Source organism: uncultured Thiothrix sp. (assembly GCF_937873765.1).
Classification (GTDB): Bacteria; Pseudomonadota; Gammaproteobacteria; order Thiotrichales; family Thiotrichaceae; genus Thiolinea.
In genome coordinates, this window is sequence record NZ_CALMZC010000006.1 from 28,136 (window position 1) to 46,301 (window position 18,166).

The following is an 18,166-nucleotide window of genomic DNA, read 5'->3' on the forward strand; positions in this document are numbered from 1 at the left end:
CTATGGGTCAGTAGGATAACGGAAGCCTGTGCTGAGCGGTAGTTTCCTTACGAAAATTTACCTTTTAGACCGACAGGCTTGACCTCTAGACCACTGAGTCATTCACTAAAGACCTTTAGTTTTTAGGGAGTTGCCAATCAATGCTTGAACGTCCCTGCTTGTGTAAAAAACTATTGGCTTGGGAGAAGGGTTTACTACCAAAGAAACCTTGCTTGGCTGATAAAGGCGAAGGATGCGCACTGCTTAAAATATGGTGCTTAGTTTGATCTATTAACCCAGCCTTCTTTTGCGCCTGTGCACCCCAAAAGATAAATACTACAGGCTGAGCTTGTTGGTTCACTGCTTGAATCACTGCATCAGTCAATGGCTCCCAGCCTTTTTTCTGATGGCTCCCAGCCTTACCTGCTTCCACAGTTAATACTGTATTGAGTAGTAACACACCTTGCTCGGCCCAAGCTAATAAATAACCCACATTTTTATTGTCAATCTCTAGATCTGTAAGCATTTCCTTGTGAATATTATTTAAGGAGCGAGGTAGGGGTTTAACGCTAGGGCGTACAGAGAAGGACAAACCATGTGCATGCCCTAAAGTCGGATAAGGGTCTTGACCGAGAATGACGACTTTAACGGCATGTAAGGGTGTGGCTTCGAGTGCTAAAAAAAGGAGTTCAGTCGGTGGTAGAATTATTTTGCCTGCGGCAGTTTCAGTTTCTAGAAAAGCTTCTAACTCGCGCAAATAGGGTTTGTTAAATTCAGCCGCTAACGCAATTTGCCAAGAAGGGTCAAGGGTTTGGAATTGAACATTAAAAGCTACTGACATTAATCAGCCTCCAGTTATTAGAAAGTTCTACCCAATCAGGTAGGATTCACTGTTAAAAAAAGCTTATACTGTTAAACTCAATAACAGCGACTAAAAGCATTGATTTTTAGCGAAACTATTTAGACAACAAATACTTAGACTTACTGACTGGGTTTATCTTGCTAAACATCAAAGCCAGCATGTACTTAGTCAGCGTAAAATAACTAAGTTTATGTCGCGCTTTTTTATTTTAGCAAAGCGCCCGAATTAGCGCGAAAGCACCACAGCATAAACCTATTTCGATAAGCGGACATCTGAGGAGGAGAAGATGGATGCTGAAAAGCGTGCAGCTGATTATTCTTTATTAACTGTGCAAGTTCAGGATTTGGTGCGTCCTACTGTTACTGTGGATGAAGAAACCAGTATTCAAGCCACTGCTGCACAGATGACCGCAGCTAATAGCCATACAGCCCTGGTCGTGCGTAACCATAGACTCACCGGCATTGTTACCGATCAAAATTTTCGAGTGCGTGTGGTCGCGAGTCAACATGATCCTCAAGATCGGATTGCCAGTATCATGAGTCCCCAGCCGATGACGCTGACGCCACAAGCACCTGCTACGGAAGCCATGCTCTTAATGGCTCAGCATAATATTCGGCATATTCCTGTGGTCGATCCACATCAACAGACAATTTTGGGTGTGATTGGTGGTACGGATTTACTGCGTAGCCATAGTCATAATGCTATTTATTTAATTGGTGATATTTATCTCGCTAAGGATGTTGAGACTTTAAAACAACTGAGCCTACATCGGCCTAAAGCTTTGGTGAGTATGGTCAAAAGCCTCACTAGTTATCATGTTTCACATGCGATTAGTTCAATTGGGCAAGCGATTACGCGCCGCCTTCTGCAGTTAGCTGAACAGGCATTAGGTGCTCCACCTATACCCTATGCTTTTCTAGTCGCTGGTTCTTTAGCCCGCTTTGAGCAAACCGCTTATTCGGATCAGGATAATGGCTTAATCCTTGCCAATGATTATCAAGAGGCTGAACATGGCGAGTATTTCCGTAAGTTAGCTGATTTTGTTTGTGATGGTTTAGATGCTTGCGGTTATGAATACTGTAAGGGCGGCATTATGGCTTCCAATCCGCAATGGCGGCAGCCTTTATCCGTCTGGCGCAATTATTTCGCTAAATGGATTGAAACTCCTGATCCGCAAGCCTTGTTATATTCGACTATTTTCTTTGATTTGCGTTGTTTATACGGTGATGCGGCTTTATTTGAAGATTTGCATCAGAGCATTCTACGCCGCACGCAAAAAAGCACTTTGTTCTTGACGCATATGGCAGCGAATGCCCTAAATTTCCGCCCACCTTTAGGTTTTTTCAAAGGCTTTGTGCTGGAGAAGCAAGCGAATGGCGAAAAAACCTTAGATATGAAAAAGCGGGGCGTAGTGCCGATCATTGATGTGGCGCGAGTTCATACCCTAGCAGCAGGTTTGCCAGTCACTCATACACGTGAACGCTTGCAAGCTTTGGGGCAAGCAAATCAAGTGAATAATGATGTATTGGCGAATGTCTTGGATGCCTTTGAGTTTATTAGTTTGACACGCTTGCGCCATCAAGCACGGCAGATTGAAGCGGGGCAATTAGCAGATAATCAAGTTTCGCCGGATGAGTTGTCAGATTTCGAGCAACGGCATTTAAAAAATGCCTTTGAAGTGGCTAGTCATTTTCAAGATGCGCTTGCTCAGCGCTATCAAGCTAATGCGCTGCGTTAAGCAAGTTAAAGAGTGGAGGGATGTTTTATGTTACGCGGAATGACCTCAGCACGATTAGTCGCGCTGTTTACTTTTGGCTGTGCCTTGTTAAATTTTCCTCTGTTGGCACTATGGGATAAAGATATCACTATTCTTGGAATACCTTTGTTTCCTGCGGCTTTATTTATGATTTGGGCAGGCATGATTGCAGTTTTAGCGTGGTTAATGGAAACCGATGAGAGATGAGGAGGGCTAAGGATGATTTCAAGTAGTCTGGTCATTGCAGCTTCCTTTCTCTATGTTTTGATTCTATTTGCAGTTGCATGGTTTGGGGATAAACGTGCCGCCGAAGGGCGTTCGATTATTGCAAGCCCGTGGGTCTATGCCTTGTCGATGGCGGTGTATTGTACAGCTTGGACTTATTTCGGCAGTGTCGGGCGCGCTGCGAATACAGGCTTGTGGTTTTTACCGATTTATTTAGGCCCGATGCTCGCGATGATCTTAGCGTGGCTAGTGCTGCGTAAAATGATCCGTATTGCTAAAACTTATCGAATTACGTCCATCGCTGATTTTATTGCCAGTCGTTATGGCAAAAGCCGCACACTGGCTAGTTTAGTCACCCTCATCACGGTTGTTGGTATTGTCCCTTATATTGCTTTGCAGCTCAAAGCGATTTCGAGTGGCTATGCGATGCTCACCACGCCCTTAGGCCAACCTCGTCCAGAGATGGGTCTATGGTTAGGTGATAGCACTTTATATATTGCATTAGCACTAGCCGGCTTCACGATTATATTTGGTACTCGCCATTTAGATACTACAGAGCGCCATGAGGGCATGGTGGCTGCGATTGCTTTTGAGTCCATTGTGAAACTAGTTGCGTTTTTAGCTGTGGGTATTTTTGTTGTTTATGGTGTATTTAATGGGATGGGAGATTTATTTGCTCAAGCTTTAGCCGATGAAAAACTCAAACCTTTATTACTGCTAGGCCAAGGTGAATATGATTTTGCCTATCCGCAGTGGTTTGCCTTAATTCTACTTGCCATGCTTTCAGTGATTTTTTTACCACGCCAATTCCAAGTGATGGTGGTGGAAAATGTGGATGAGCGTCATCTCAAACGCGCCAGTTGGGTGTTTCCTCTGTATTTATTGCTGATTAATATTTTTGTTTTACCGATTGCCATTGGCGGCTTGTTATTTTTTGGTCAAGGCCAAGCTGATCCTGATTATTTCGTTTTGTCTTTGCCACTAGCACATGGCTATGAATGGCTGGCTTTATTTGTGTTTGTGGGTGGGCTATCTGCTGCGACTGGCATGGTGATTGTGGAGGCGATTGCTGTCTCGACGATGGTGTGTAATGACTTAGTGATGCCCTTTTTATTACGTACAGAGCGTTTTGGTAGTCGTGCTAGTGGGGATTTAACAGGCTTACTATTAATGATTCGGCGCGTGGCTATTTTAGGCATTTTGCTGCTCGGTTATTTATATTTCCGGATGGCAGGTGAGGCTTATGCTTTAGTTAGCATCGGATTGATTAGTTTCGCTGCTGTCGCGCAATTTGCGCCTGCGATGTTGGGTGGTATGTATTGGAAAGTCGGTAATCGCCAAGGTGCTTTGGTTGGTTTAATACTGGGCTTTGCCTTGTGGATTTACACCTTATTACTACCTTCTTTAGTCAAGTCTGGCTGGATTGACTCGGGTTTCATGCATGAAGGCTTATTTGGCTTAGTTTGGCTGCGTCCTGAGCAATTGTTTGGCTTAGAAGGTTTAGATAATCTCACGCATGCTTTGTTCTGGAGCTTGTTTGCGAATATCAGCGCTTATGTTCTAGTATCTTTGTGGACAAGACCGGAGGCGCGGGAAGCTAGCCAAGCTTTATTATTTGTCGACGTGTTTGAGCGGACTGCGAGTACGCATCCTGTGTTTTGGCAAGGGCGCGCTAAACTAGCTGATTTACGTAATCTCACAGAGCGCTTTTTAGGTTTAGATAAAGCTGAGCGCGTATTTACTGATTATGCGCGCCGTTTAGGTTTAAGTCAGACCAAGGATATCCCTGCAAATGCGCAGCTCGTTCAATATGTAGAAACGCAACTAGCTGGAGCCATTGGTACTGGTTCGGCACGCATGATGGTCGCTTCAGTTGTGGAAGAGGAGCAGCTCGACTTAGATGATGTAATGCGTATCTTAGAAGAAGCGTCACAACTTCGTGCTTACTCCAAAGCGTTAGAAGAAAAATCTTTGTCTTTAGAGAAGGCCACTAGAGAATTGCGTGCTGCTAATGAACAACTTAAAAGCCTTGATAAGCTCAAAGATGACTTTATGTCTTCTGTCACCCATGAGCTACGTACTCCCTTAACCTCAATTCGTGCTTTCACTGAAATGATGCTTGACGATGATGAGATGGAAGCTGAGCAGCGGCGGCAATTTCTGGAAATCGTGGTCGGTGAGGCAGAGCGCTTAGGGCGCTTAGTAAACCAAGTGTTGGATATGGCTAAGATTGAGGCAGGGCATGCGGAGTGGCATAACAGCGATGTAGATATTCAGGCGGTAGTGCGGCAGGCGGTTAATAGCATCTCCGGAACTTATTTAGAAAATGGTTTAAGTTTAAATTTGTATGATAGTCATGAAGTGATCGCCCCGATTCGGGCTGATCCCGATCGTTTAATGCAAGTGATGCTAAATTTATTATCCAATGCGGCTAAATTTGTTCCACACTCCGGTGGTAAAGTGGATGTATATATCACTGATGCGGTGGATGGCGTAACGGTTGCAGTCCAAGATAATGGCAAAGGTATTGCCAAGCATGAGCAAGAGCAGGTATTTGAAAAATTTCGGCAAGCTGGCGAGTTTTCGGATCGTCCGCAAGGGACAGGTTTAGGCTTGCCGATTAGTCGCCAAATTGTCGAGCATTTTGGTGGACGGATGTGGTTGGATTCTGAGTTAGGGGCAGGAGCACGGTTTAGCTTTTTCTTGCCTCGCTTAAAGGATACTCAGGAGTTAGCGCTAATAGAGGAGGAGCGTGCATGAGTGCAAAGGTATTAATTGCCGATGATGAGCAAAATATTTTAATTTCCCTAGAATTTTTAATGAAGCGTGAAGGCTATCAAGTGCGTGTGGCGCATGATGGTCAAGAAGCTGTGGATGCTGTGGCTCAAGAAAAGCCTAATTTAATGCTATTAGATGCGATGATGCCGAAGAAAACTGGCTTTGAAGTCTGCCAAGAAATTCGAGCTAATCCTGACAATGCGGACATTATTATTTTAATGCTGACTGCCAAAGGCCGCGATACCGATATGGCGAAAGGCATCGCCTTAGGTGCGAATGCTTATATGGTTAAACCTTTTTCTACTAAAGAATTAGCACAGAAAGTTCGAGAGTTATTGGGTGCTGTGGCATGAGAAAAACGGATTGGCGCATTGTAGCGGGCACAGCCATTGTTGGCTTAGTCTGTTTGATTTGGTTATTCGTTTCAGGTGGCCTGATTTGGGCTGCTTTAGAGGAAAATGAACGAGCTGCTGCCGTAGCAGCGATTGGGCCACGGATTGCTCTGTTATTTCTTATGTGGGCAGCTTCTTTAATTGCCGTGTGGGTAATACTAGGTTACTTAGTCCGCTATTTTATGACGGCACCAGCACGCTTATTAGAAAATGCTCAAGTCTTATTAGGAACCGATGTTAAGCGTAAATTAGTGCCTGATGGTAGCCCAGAAAATAAGAAACTCACCGAATTAATTAATCAGTTAGTTGAGCAACGCGAAAGCTTACGCGAAGAAATGGATCAACGTGTACAGGAAGCAAGTCGTAATACAGAATTAGAAAAGAATCGTTTAGCCGCGTTAATGTCTGAGCTAACCCAAAGTGTAGTGGTGTGTAATTTAGATGGGCGAATTCTGCTGTATAACAATCGTGCGCGTACTCAGTTTCGGGCTTTATCTAAAGCGCCTTCGGTAGCAGGTGGCGTTGAGTTAATTGGCTTAGGGCGCTCAATTTACAGTGTATTTGATCGCAAGCTAGTCGCACATGCCTTGGAAAATATCCAACATCGTTTACAGCGTGGTGCTGCAATGCCGTCCGCGCAATTCGTGACGACTACTCAAGCAGGGCAATTATTGCGGGTGCAAATGACGCCTGTGCGTGCTGTGAAAATGCCAGCCGAAGGTTCAGATGATGCACCTACCCAAACTAATGAGCTTACTGGGTTTGTATTAATGCTGGATAACATCACTCGTGATTTTGAAGATGATTCAGAAAAGGATCGCGTGCTGTATTCCTTAACAGAGGGCAGTCGTGCAGCGATTGCCAATGCACAAGCCGCAGTAGAGGTTTTAGAATATCCCGACCTAGAACCAGAGATGCGTGAACGTCTCTTGAGTGTGGTGCGTGATGAAATCCATAGCCTCGGTAAACGTATTGAAGAAATGCAAACTTCTTCGGCGAATACTTTGCGTTCGCGCTGGCCTTTAGAAGAAATGCATGGTGCTGACTTAATTGAAGCCGCTACCCGCCGAATCGTGGCCTCTTTGCCGGTAAAAGCTGAGGCCGATAATGTTGACACTAATTTATGGTTAAAAGTAGAGAGCTTTTCCCTTTTACAAGCCTTGGTGCATTTAGCCGGCAAATTACAAGCAGAGTGCCAAGTTCAAGCGGTACAACTACGTTTGCAAAGTAATGGCCAGCGGGCTTGTTTAGATATGCTCTGGTCACCTTTAGGTGAAGGCACTAAAGCAGTGATTGGTTGGGAGATGGAGCAGATTAAAGTCGGTACTGAAACTATGTCTCTCACCGTGCAAGATGTTTTGACTCGGCATAGTGGGGATTCTTGGGTTGAGCGTGAGCCTGAAACAGGCCGAGCTTTCTTCCGTTTATTATTGCCTTTAGCGGCTCCACAGGAGGAGTTATCTTCTGGTACTTATCTACGCAGCGAAAGTCGCCCAGAATATTATGATTTTGACCTATTTAAAAGTTCAGAGCATTCGCGCTCTCTGGATGACAGTCGCCTGACTGAATTGACTTACACCGTCTTTGATACTGAAGCTACTGGGCTTAATCCAGCCGGTGGGGATGAAACGATTCAGATTGGTGCCGTGCGCATTGTAAACAACAAGCTGTTGCATAATGAATTTTTCGAGCAGTTGATTGATCCAAAACGACCGATTCCACCAGAAACGATTCCAATCCATGGAATTACTCCAGAAATGGTCAAAGGACAACCTACCATTGAATCGGTTCTGCCCGCATTTCACACGTTTGCTCAAGAAACAGTATTGGTTGCGCATAATGCAGCCTTTGATATGCGTTGTTTTCAAGTAAAAGAGCAGGCAACGGGGGTGGTTTTTGATCATCCTGTGCTGGATACTTTATTGCTATCAGCGGTCGTGCATCCCAATCAAGAGTCACATCGTTTAGAGGCCATCGCTGAACGTTTTAATGTGAATATTATTGGCCGGCATACCGCCATGGGGGATGCAATGGTAACTGCAGAAATTTTCATGAAAATGATTCCCTTATTGGCCGAGAAGGGTATTCATACGCTGGGAGAGGCACGTGCGGCTGCCCAAAAAACTTTTTATGCTCGTCTAAAGTATTAAACTTGGGTCATTAGGTTAGCTGCTGCAAATGTGTAAAAAAGAAACATCCATCGTTTAACACAGTTTTTTGGTAATATTCACACTGAATTTTTTAGTGCTTGAATGTTTATAGTTTTGTTAGTCAAGAAACTTATAAGAGTTTTATGTATTTAAAATCAGTTACATAATTGGTTGTTGCCTGATTGTCAAGCAAGCCTGTTAAGGTGGAAGAGAATAGCTTCCATTCATCCTGTTTTTCCTGCTTTTTACCTGAATAACTCCCGTATTTTGGAATTATCCATCTATGCTAAAAAGATAAGGAAGTTTTTTAAGCAGCATAACTCAAAAGGAAGAGGGTTGATGATGATGGCAGCGATCCGTTCGGCATTTTTGTTCTTGTTGATTCTTTCTGGGGCGGTTTTCCCCCAGTCAGGCACAGAAGAGCAGCGTGCGCGTGCCGAAGCTTTCATTAAAACGGTCTTAGCCGATCAAACAGAACCCATTCTGGAGCTTTTGCAAACAGGTGCTGATGTTAATCAAGTCACTGGTACGGGGCAAACTATCCTGTGTGCAGCAAGTATGCTAGGTAAAGCCAATGCTGTGAAAATTTTAATAGAGCATGGGGCCAAGCTTTTGGATAGTTGTCTGATAAGCGCGGTGGCGAATGGTCATGCTGAAATTGCTGCGATGTTCTTGGATCGAGGGAAAAGTCCTAATTTACTTACGGGTGAGACCCAAGATACTTTATTGCATCTAGCGGTACGTTCAGGCTATGTGGATGTGACCGAGTTATTGGTGGAGCGTGGGGCTGATCCGAAAATTAAAAATGAAGATGGGCAAACACCACGTGATTTAGCTCAACAAGGTATCCAGTTGCTGGAGGCGATTAGTAGTGTGCTCAAACAAGCTGAAGAAGATTAAAGTCACTAGCCTGCCCATAGTTCAGTGTGCATACAGGCTAGTTTAAAGGTTTAGCTCGCTAAGTTAGTCTTTAGAAAATCAAGAGTGCGCTCCCAAGCGAGTTTGGCATTTGCTTCGTCATATCGTGCACCCGTTGGGTTGGCAAAAGCATGATCCGCTTCATACCAATACACAGTGAGGCTATCTTTTTTGCCAGCTTTTTCCATCGCTTGCTCAAAGCCACTGACCATTTCTTGATTAATATTTTTATCAAGCTTACCGAAATGCCCTTGAACAGGGCCTTTTAAGGTTTTTAGATCTTCAGCGCCTTTTGCGACATTGCCATAGTAGATAATGGTGGCATCTACTGGGGTGGCGATTGAGGTATTCAAAGACCAGCCACCACCAAAACACCAGCCTAAGGTCGCCACTTTGCCATTGGCGCGTTCATGCTTTTTCAGATAATCAACCCAGCCAACCATAGTTTCTTTAGCAATTTCCGGATCTAAGTCACCCATTAAAGCTTTAGCTTCTTCTGGGGTTTTTGCGACTTTTCCAGCATATAAATCTACAGCTAAGGCGACATAACCTAAATTGGCTAATTCAGCAGCGACCGCTTTGATTTGATCGTTTAGCCCCCACCATTCATGAATCAGAATGATAGCGGGCGCTTTGTCAGCGGCGGGTAGGGCAAGCGATGCATTAACCTTGTTATCCATCTCTAGAGTGATCGATACCTCTTCGGTTTTGGCAGCGGCTGCTTGAGCGAGTTCTGGATAAGACAAGACTGTGGCCAAAGGTAAACACGCTAAGCCTTGTAAAAATAAGCGTCGTTGTTGGGAGTCGAGCTGAATCGGCGGCAAATTGGCTTGAGTTCCGCAACCTTTCAAATCACACATGGTGTTCTCCTCGCTTGATAGTAATTAGGCTGATTTAAATAGTTTAGCGGTTTTTTGCCGATAGTTAGCGAGTACAATCCCTGCTACTACTAGGGCAATCCCTAGCAAATGGTAAAGATGGAGTTGTTCGCTAAGCAATAAAACCGCTATTAAAATTCCTGAAATCGGCACCACATGTGCAAATTGACCTGCTCGATTCGCGCCTATCCGCTGGGTGCCATGATTCCAGAATAAATAAGACAGAACAGAAGGGAAAATCGCCACATAAAGTACACTGCTAATGCTAGTCCAATTAAAAGGCATCACCCGACTGGTTAATATCATCTCAGCTAAGTACAAAGGCAGGATGCCTAATAAACCAATGGCAATCGTATAACCTAAAATAGGCAAACCTTTGAGTTCATTAGGCAACATGCGTAACAGCACGGTGTATAAAGCCCAATCCATGACAGCAAGCAAAATAATTAAATCACCCGCATGAAAATTGAGCTTGAATAGATTAGCGATTTGGCCTTGAATCAAAATGACCAATACACCGAGCAAAGATAAAATAATCCCAATCCATTGGCGTTTGGTAGCAAATTCGCCTAACAGTAGGCTGGAAAAAGCAATAATAAAAATAGGATTGACCGACTGCATTAATACACCGTTGGTTGCAGTGGTTGTCTGTAAACCTAAATAAACTAGGGTATTAAACCCTGTTACACCTAAAATGCCCAAGGCCAGTACTAAGCCAAAATGCTGCTTAAAAGCAGACCATTGCTCGCGCATCGGTTGCCAAACAAAGGGTAATAGCACTAAGCCCGCCACTGTCCAACGCCAAAAAGATAAGCCCATTGGCGGAATTTCCATATTGAAAGCACGCGCAATATTAAAGTTGCCGCCCCAGAAGCTTGCAGCGAGTACCAAAAGAAGATAGGGCGAGAAGCGGTCGAGAAAACTGTTATTCATAAGTGAGCATTCTGTGTGTGGCTACGAATTTCGGCTATCATAGCCGAATAAACAAAATTGCAGGAGTGATTAGGAACATGGGTAAAGGCAAACTGCTTATTGCAGGGGTGGTATTCGGAATACTGGCGATTTTTGCTTTCATTGGGGTGAAAAGCATGCTGAGTGACCGTAAATTGGTGACTCAAGATACTGGTTATGCTCCCATTCTGCCAGAAGGAACCGGTACTCCCATTGCAGGCACAGAAACAGGTACTGGCACTTTGCCTAGCAGCACTTCGCCTTCGACTAGCCCCAATTTAACTACACAGGATATTACCCTACCAAGTAATACCACGAATCCTTCGGAGGTGATTACGCTAGAAGGTGAACAGCAAGAAACGCCAACAAATCCAAATGGGATTACGGCGCAAGCACCTGCTGAGCAACTGACTACGGGAACGACCAGCGCACTAACAGGTAGTGACACGAAGGTGAGCACCGCTACCAGTACGACTACACCGACTAACTCGACTGCTCCAACTGCTACCACCACAACGGTTCAGACGGATACTACAACCACTACAGCGATGACCGAGCCGACGCCGACGGCTTTCGGTAAATTAGGTTTAACCATAGTCGATATATCTAGCCCGAATGGTGAAATCGATGGTGAGTTCTTAGTCTATGACACTGATGGTGTGCAAGTAGCTTCCTATTCAGGGAGTGAAACTACGAATTTCTCACTACCACCGGGCAAATATTTAGCTAAGGTCAAAGCTAATGGTAAAGAAGCTTCACGCTTATTAGAGGTCTATGCCGATAAATTAACTAATGCACGCTTTGAAATGCCTACCTCGCCTGTCAGTACAACGATGACTACAGTGCCTCAACCGCAAACACAGGCTAATCCCGTGGCTACCAATGCCAATGGGCAGGTTTTTATTGCAGTACGTGCTGCGGAAGGTAATCGTTCCATTCGCTCAAATATTTATGTGCAAAAACAAAACGGCCAGCATGTCGCGAAAAGTAATTATGTTGACGGTGCGGAGTTTTCACTGGAGCCGGGTGCTTACAAGATCACCGTTAAATCAGAAGGCCGCCAAGAGGCAACCCGAACTATTCAAGTGTCGGCCAATGGTATTGTGCGCGAAAATATTATTCTCAATACAGTAGGGAATGCGCCGATTCCACCACAACAAGCTCAACCAACTCCAACTGTCCAGCCACAACCAGCGCCTCAACAAATACAGCAAGGTCTATTACGCTTGCGTTTAAATACCGGCGAAGGTTTACCGGATCAAGCGCGCTTTGTGATTCGCAATCGTGCGGGTGAGCGAGTGGCTACCGTAGGGCCAGCACCGAATGGTGAAATCAATTTGCCCGCTGGCACTTATGAAGTCACTGCGGGTATTCAAGGTTTACGCCAAAGTCGGATGATCGAAATTGGCAATGGGCGCGTGAGTGAGATTGTTTTCGCTGCAACTGAAATTATTGGTCAGAATCCGATGCCAGTACCCGTTCCTCCATCCGTCGAGCCGATTCAACAAGGTGGCCAAGTTCCACAACAAGTCCCGGCTCAACAAGTTCCGCAGCAGCAAACACCGGCTCAACAAAATGGTGGTCGTTTGAATTTATACGCAATTTCTGGCGTAGATCGTAAGCCGATGCGTGTGAATTTCACAGTCATGACCCTGCAAGGCCAACCGATTCAGTCCTTTAATAATGTCTCTTCAGCAGAGCTTCGCGTACCGCCTCAACCCGTGCGGGTACGTATAAATTATCAAAGCATGAATGGCACTGAAGTGATTAATGTCCTGCCAGATCAGCCTACTGAATATACGTTCACGATTTCACCCTCGAATTAAGCCCAAAACCTAAGAGCGCTCTAGGGCGCTCTTAGGTTTTTCGCCTCGTGTAAGCCGAAGTAATTTCCTCCCAATAGTTTTAAAGCAAAAATAAACGGTATACTGCAAAGCACCTCAATACGATAGGGAGTCTCTGCATGGGCAAACTAACGACTCATATTTTGGACACCGCACATGGTTGCCCAGCGGCTGGAGTCCACATTCACTTATATCGTTGTGCTGCTGATGGCACACGTAGTCTCATCAAAACTGCAATCACCAACCATGATGGGCGTTGTGATCAGCCCTTATTGGTTGATACAGAGCTAGAAATTGGCATTTGGGAGTTAGAGTTTCAAATGGGCAATTATTTCTGGTCTAAAACAGACACGCTAACTGATCCTCCATTTTTGGATGTAATCCCACTACGCTTTGGAATTGCAGACCCACATGCGCACTATCATGTGCCGTTGTTGGCTTCACCGTGGAGTTATTCAACTTATCGGGGGAGCTAAATGATGCAAGCAGATGCGACTCGAAATACCTTAAGTTTTATGCTCGATGGTGAACGGTTTGATTTAACGCATATTGCGCCGACCACGACTGTACTGAATTTTTTGCGTGAGCACTTGAATCGCACGGGTACAAAAGAGGGCTGTGCAGAAGGTGATTGTGGTGCTTGTACCGTGGTAATCGCTGATTTGCAGCAAGGTCAATTACGCTATCGAGCGGTGAATGCCTGTATCCAATTCTTGCCAGTGCTAGATGGGAAGGTTTTATTTACCGTCGAAAGCCTCAAAACGCCGCAAGGTTTACATCCCATTCAACAAGCGATGATTGCTTGCCACGCCTCCCAGTGCGGTTTTTGTACACCCGGTTTTGTCATGTCTTTATTTGCCTTGTATAAAACTGAAGCACCGCCCAGCCGCGAGCGTTTGTGTTCGGCACTTTCCGGTAACTTGTGTCGTTGCACTGGCTATCGTCCGATTTTAGAAGCAGGGCAAAGGATGCATGTCTATGCTGAGCACATCCCCAGTGAACAGCAAACAGCGGTTTCAGCCGCCTTTGGTAGCTCATTAGGGGAAGCTGAGTTAATTCAGCAACTACAAACGCTCAATTCGCCACAAAGTCTTTATTTTGAGTATCAGGATACTAGTTTTTATGCACCAACAGCGCTGCAAGAGCTAGCAGATTATTTAGTGACCAACCCAGAGGCGCGTATTCTGGCTGGTGGCACGGATATAGGTTTATGGGTCACTAAACAGCATCGTGACTTAAAGCAATTGGTTTATCTGGGAGCAGTTGCAGAGCTAAATAAAATTGCCAAAACAACTGATTATTTAGAAATGGGTGCAGCTGTTAGTTTAGAGGATGCCTATCAAGCTTTGGTTGCGGAGTATCCAGAGCTAAAAGATTTATACGAGCGCTTTGCCTCTTTACCGATTCGCAATGCAGGTACTTTAGTTGGGAACATAGCGAATGGCTCACCGATTGGTGACTCCATGCCAGCCTTGATAGCGTTGGGCGCGCAAATTGTTTTACAGCAAGGAACGCAAACCCGCCGCTTAGCTTTAGAGGATTTTTACCTAGGCTATCAGCAGAAAGATTTGCAGGCGGGTGAGTTTGTGCGAGCGCTGCGTATACCTTTAGCGAAACCCAAGCAATACTTCCGCACTTGGAAAATCTCCAAACGCTTCGGACAGGATATTTCAGCCGTATGTGCTGCTTTTGCTGTGGAGTTGGAGCAGAAGCAAGTGACTAAAATTCGTATGGCATTTGGTGGCATGGCCGCTACGCCTAAGCGTGCTTTGCAAGCTGAGCAAGCTTTATGCGGGCAAATCTGGAGTGAAAGCGCTATTGAGCAGGCAGTTCAAGCCTTGCAGCAGGATTTTCAACCGCTAACGGATATGCGAGCTAGTGCGGAGTATCGCTCCCTAGTGTCGGCAAATTTACTGCGTAAGTTTTTCCTAGATGTGGAGGCTAAGCTATGAGTCCTCAATATGTGGGTAAAGATCAACAACATGAAAGCGCGCATCTGCATGTGAGTGGTGAAGCACGTTATATCGATGATTTACCAGAGCCAAAAGGTACGCTCTATGCTGCTGTAGGTATCAGTAACAAAGCGCATGCCCTGTTAAAGCAGATTGATTTAACCCAAGTCCGTCAAGCCGCTGGAGTCGTCGCCGTCATTACAGCTAAAGATATTCCGGGCGAAAATCATCTAGGTGGCGCTTTAAAGGATGAGCCCGTTTTGGCCGTGAATAAGGTTGAATATATCGGCCAAGCCATCTTTGCCGTAGCCGCTACTTCAGTCGAAGCTGCGCGGCGTGCAGTATTATTGGCGGAGATTGATTATGAGGTTTTGCCGCATAATTTGGATATTCGTGCGGCAGTTGCTGCTGGACAATTCGTGTTACCTACCAAACGCTTGGAACGCGGTACAGCAAGCACTGCTATTGACCAAGCCCCTCATCAATTAAGCGGTAGTTTTTCTTTAGGTGGTCAAGAACAATTTTATTTAGAAGGACAAATTGCCTTTGCTTTGCCGCAAGAACAAGGGTATTTGCTGATTCATAGTAGTACCCAACATCCGCATCATGTGCAGGAAATTGTCGCGACTGTTCTCAAGCGTACTCAAAAGGATATTGTAATCGAATGTCGACGCATGGGAGGCGGTTTTGGCGGCAAGGAAAGTCAGCCGAGCTTCTTTGCTTGCATAGTAGGCTTATTAGCCCAGAAAACGGGTAAGCCGGTAAAGTATCGAGTGGATCGTGATGATGACATCATGATGACAGGTAAGCGCCATTGCTTTGATATTGGTTATCGGGTGGGTTTTAATGAGCAGGGTGTGATTCAAGGAATTGAGCTGGATTATGCTTCGCGTTGTGGCATTTCGGCGGATTTGTCGGGGCCGGTAAATGATCGGACAATGTTCCATGCGGATAATGCTTATTTCCTCGAAAATATCGCGATAGTGTCTTATCGTTGCAAAACCAATTCACAATCCAATACGGCCTTCCGTGGCTTTGGTGGTCCACAAGGGATGATGGGGATTGAGTATGTCATGGATGAAATTGCCCGCCAGTTGCAGCTTGATCCCTTAGCAGTACGCCAAGCAAATTTCTATGGTAAGGAGGGTATTCGTGACTGTACTCATTATGGCATGCAGCTTGAAGATAATATTATTCATGAACTGGTTGCTGAGTTAGCAGACACTGCACAATATCGGCAGCGGCGTGAGGCGCTACGGGTTTTTAATCAAACACATCAAGGGGTGAAAAAAGGCATTGCACTGACTCCCGTGAAGTTTGGTATTTCCTTTACGGCCACTTTTTTGAATCAAGCGGGTGCACTCCTACACATTTACAACGATGGTACAGTACAACTCAATCATGGCGGTACTGAAATGGGGCAGGGCTTATTCACCAAGGTTGCTCAAGTTGTTGCGGAAGAGTTGCAAATTCCACTGGAGCAGATTCGTTGTACGGCTACCAGCACTGAAAAAGTCCCGAATGCTTCAGCGACAGCCGCATCTTCCGGTTCGGATATGAATGGGATGGCAGCACAAGCCGCCGCGCAGATTTTGAAACAGCGCTTAGTGGAGTTTCTGGCTGAGCGTTATCAAGTACCAGCTAGTGAGATTAGTTTCCAAGCGGGGCAAGTGCGTGTGGGGACTCAAGCGGCAATGAGCTTTGCAGAACTGGCACATTTGGCGTGGTTTAATCGTATTTCTCTATCAGCAACGGGCTTTTATAAAACGCCAAAAATTCATTATGACCCGCGAACCATGAGTGGTCGGCCTTTCTATTATTTCGCTTATGGGGCGGCAGTTTCAGAGGTTGAAGTGGATACCTTGACCGGTGAGTATCGGGTGCAGCAAGTCGATATTCTGCATGATGTGGGGGAGTCCTTAAATCCTGCTATTGATATTGGGCAGATTGAAGGTGGTTTTGTGCAGGGCATGGGGTGGTTAACCACTGAAGAGTTGTGGTGGGATAAAGAGGGACGTTTACGCACCTATGCCCCCTCTACGTATAAAATTCCAGTGGCGGGTGATATACCTGAGCGTTTTAATGTACGTTTGGTAGATAAAAAGCCGAATCGAGAAGCTACTATTTATCGTTCCAAAGCAGTGGGTGAGCCACCGTTAATGTTAGCGATGTCGGTGTTTTTTGCGCTCAAAGATGCAGTTGAAAGTGTCGGGCATTATCAATACAGCAGCGGTTTAAATGCGCCTGCCACTCCAGAAGCGGTATTAATAGCGATTGAGTCTTTAAAGAAAAAGGTTAATTAAATGAAAAAAATTGCTCTCCTTGGTTTAGTACTTTTACCTTGCTTAGCCGTAGCAGAAGAGTCTGCGAAGCAATGGGATCTAGGTTTAGCACTGACTGCACGCCAATCACCCTTCGTAGGTGGTGATCTGCAATTAGGTGCAAAGCCAGTATTAGCGGATAAATCAGGTTTTGATATTCCGGGTCCAGCACTGAGCCTGCTAAAAACATCACGTGCTAATTATTATATCGGTGCGGGTTTAGATGATTGGGATCACGAGCGTGGTGGCAGTGCGCAATTAAAAGATATGCAGGAACTAGATCAAGCGATTAATTTGCGGGTCGGTGGTGCATGGAAAATAATGAATGGGGTTACTTTATTTGATATTGCCCAAGATATGACAGCGCACAAAGGCACGCAATTAAAAGTCCGCTATACTTTTAATCCTGAGCCGTATCAAGCTATTTTCCGCCCTTATGGGGAAGTTCAATGGTTATCAGATAAAGTCACTGATTATTATGTGGGGGTGAACGCTGATGAGGTTAAAGCAGATCGCCCTGCTTATCAAGCCGATGCCGCGTTTGCTTTTAAAGCGGGGGTAAGTGTCGAACAGCCTTTAAGTCCAAAATTAACGCTAGTCGCTGATGCTGCGATTACAGCTTATGATGCAGAGATTAGAGATAGCCCGATTATTGAACGGAGCAGTGTTTGGAGTGGGGCTTTGGGGCTACGGTATCGGTGGTAAGAGGACTGAACGTATCACTTCTAAATTAGTTTGAGTTTTAGAGCTTGGTTCTGACACAATTTCATTACCAAACTCTTGAAAATTTATTGACTCAATTTTTTGTTGCTTTGATTACGTTTAACTCGTTCATCATCTAAAACAACAGTAACTTTATCTTTTCCTCGATAGCGTTTTATTTCAACTAAATCCACTAAAGGAATGTCTCGTAATATTTGACCGGGAGCAAAAGCTGCTGCTAAAGCTGATATACTAAACGTTATGACAAGGCCAAAAATTATGTCAAAGTTTGGAAAAAACTGGGATATCAAGATACAAACTACAGCAAGAATCAGGAAGGTTTTTAAGAAACTAATCAGACGTTGAGAATGTGTCTCAACCTTTACATAGTCACCTTCTATTTCTGCCGTGTTTGCTTTAATTTTTCTAATACTCATTGCCGACACTCCTTATGTTTG

Annotated in this window: 15 protein-coding genes; 11 read left to right on the top strand and 4 right to left on the bottom strand. The window is 45.0% G+C overall.

The genetic code is table 11. The features are described from left to right. Window positions 1-115: 115 nt before the first annotated feature. A complete protein-coding gene (ung, locus tag Q0307_RS01245; RefSeq protein WP_298655283.1) occupies window positions 116-820 on the bottom strand; it encodes a uracil-DNA glycosylase in 705 nt (234 codons plus the stop codon). Between the two features lie 307 nt (window positions 821-1,127). Between ung and Q0307_RS01250 the strand changes: the two genes are divergently transcribed. The 6 genes from Q0307_RS01250 (at window position 1,128) to Q0307_RS01275 (ending at window position 9,042) form a co-directional block, all read left to right on the top strand. After that, window positions 1,128-2,579 carry a putative nucleotidyltransferase substrate binding domain-containing protein gene (locus Q0307_RS01250; protein WP_298655286.1) on the top strand — a complete coding sequence of 484 codons (1,452 nt, stop codon included), beginning with the start codon at window positions 1,128-1,130 and terminating at the stop codon, window positions 2,577-2,579. Window positions 2,580-2,606: 27 nt separating this feature from the next. Beyond that, a complete protein-coding gene (locus Q0307_RS01255; protein WP_298655289.1) occupies window positions 2,607-2,804 on the top strand; it encodes a hypothetical protein in 198 nt (65 codons plus the stop codon). A gap of 12 nt (window positions 2,805-2,816) precedes the next feature. Then, complete coding sequence (locus Q0307_RS01260; RefSeq protein WP_298655292.1) at window positions 2,817-5,582, top strand: sensor histidine kinase; 2,766 nt, start codon at window positions 2,817-2,819, stop codon at window positions 5,580-5,582. Then, entirely contained in the window at window positions 5,579-5,953 is a 375-nt protein-coding gene (locus Q0307_RS01265; RefSeq protein ID WP_298655295.1) for a response regulator, read from the top strand. The genes Q0307_RS01260 and Q0307_RS01265 overlap by 4 nt, the downstream gene beginning before the upstream one ends. Next, window positions 5,950-8,142, top strand: a complete 2,193-nt coding sequence (locus Q0307_RS01270; protein WP_298655298.1) for an exonuclease domain-containing protein — start codon at window positions 5,950-5,952, stop codon at window positions 8,140-8,142. The genes Q0307_RS01265 and Q0307_RS01270 overlap by 4 nt, the downstream gene beginning before the upstream one ends. A gap of 339 nt (window positions 8,143-8,481) precedes the next feature. Beyond that, window positions 8,482-9,042 carry an ankyrin repeat domain-containing protein gene (locus tag Q0307_RS01275; protein ID WP_298655301.1) on the top strand — a complete coding sequence of 187 codons (561 nt, stop codon included), beginning with the start codon at window positions 8,482-8,484 and terminating at the stop codon, window positions 9,040-9,042. A gap of 50 nt (window positions 9,043-9,092) precedes the next feature. Here Q0307_RS01275 and Q0307_RS01280 read toward each other — a convergent pair whose 3' ends face one another. Together Q0307_RS01280 and Q0307_RS01285 are read right to left on the bottom strand one after the other, a co-directional pair. Then, window positions 9,093-9,920, bottom strand: a complete 828-nt coding sequence (locus Q0307_RS01280) for a dienelactone hydrolase family protein (RefSeq protein WP_298655304.1) — start codon at window positions 9,918-9,920, stop codon at window positions 9,093-9,095. Window positions 9,921-9,944: 24 nt separating this feature from the next. After that, window positions 9,945-10,871 (bottom strand): DMT family transporter, encoded by a 927-nt coding sequence (locus Q0307_RS01285; RefSeq protein WP_298655307.1) that lies wholly within the window; start codon window positions 10,869-10,871, stop codon window positions 9,945-9,947. A 77-nt stretch (window positions 10,872-10,948) separates the two neighbouring features. Between Q0307_RS01285 and Q0307_RS01290 the strand changes: the two genes are divergently transcribed. The 5 genes from Q0307_RS01290 (at window position 10,949) to Q0307_RS01310 (ending at window position 17,711) form a co-directional block, all read left to right on the top strand. Continuing rightward, a complete protein-coding gene (locus Q0307_RS01290) occupies window positions 10,949-12,715 on the top strand; it encodes a hypothetical protein (RefSeq protein ID WP_298655310.1) in 1,767 nt (588 codons plus the stop codon). 137 nt (window positions 12,716-12,852) lie between these two features. After that, on the top strand, window positions 12,853-13,209 hold the full coding sequence (uraH, locus tag Q0307_RS01295) for a hydroxyisourate hydrolase (RefSeq protein ID WP_298655312.1): 357 nt from the start codon (window positions 12,853-12,855) through the stop codon (window positions 13,207-13,209). Further along, entirely contained in the window at window positions 13,210-14,685 is a 1,476-nt protein-coding gene (gene xdhA / locus Q0307_RS01300) for a xanthine dehydrogenase small subunit (RefSeq protein ID WP_298655315.1), read from the top strand. It begins immediately after the preceding gene. After that, entirely contained in the window at window positions 14,682-16,988 is a 2,307-nt protein-coding gene (gene xdhB, locus Q0307_RS01305) for a xanthine dehydrogenase molybdopterin binding subunit (protein WP_298655318.1), read from the top strand. The genes xdhA and xdhB overlap by 4 nt, the downstream gene beginning before the upstream one ends. Continuing rightward, complete coding sequence (locus Q0307_RS01310) at window positions 16,989-17,711, top strand: MipA/OmpV family protein (protein WP_298655321.1); 723 nt, start codon at window positions 16,989-16,991, stop codon at window positions 17,709-17,711. Between the two features lie 83 nt (window positions 17,712-17,794). Here Q0307_RS01310 and Q0307_RS01315 read toward each other — a convergent pair whose 3' ends face one another. Next, window positions 17,795-18,145: a hypothetical protein gene (locus Q0307_RS01315; RefSeq protein ID WP_298655324.1), complete on the bottom strand. Its 351-nt coding sequence runs from the start codon at window positions 18,143-18,145 to the stop codon at window positions 17,795-17,797. Window positions 18,146-18,166 lie beyond the last annotated feature (21 nt).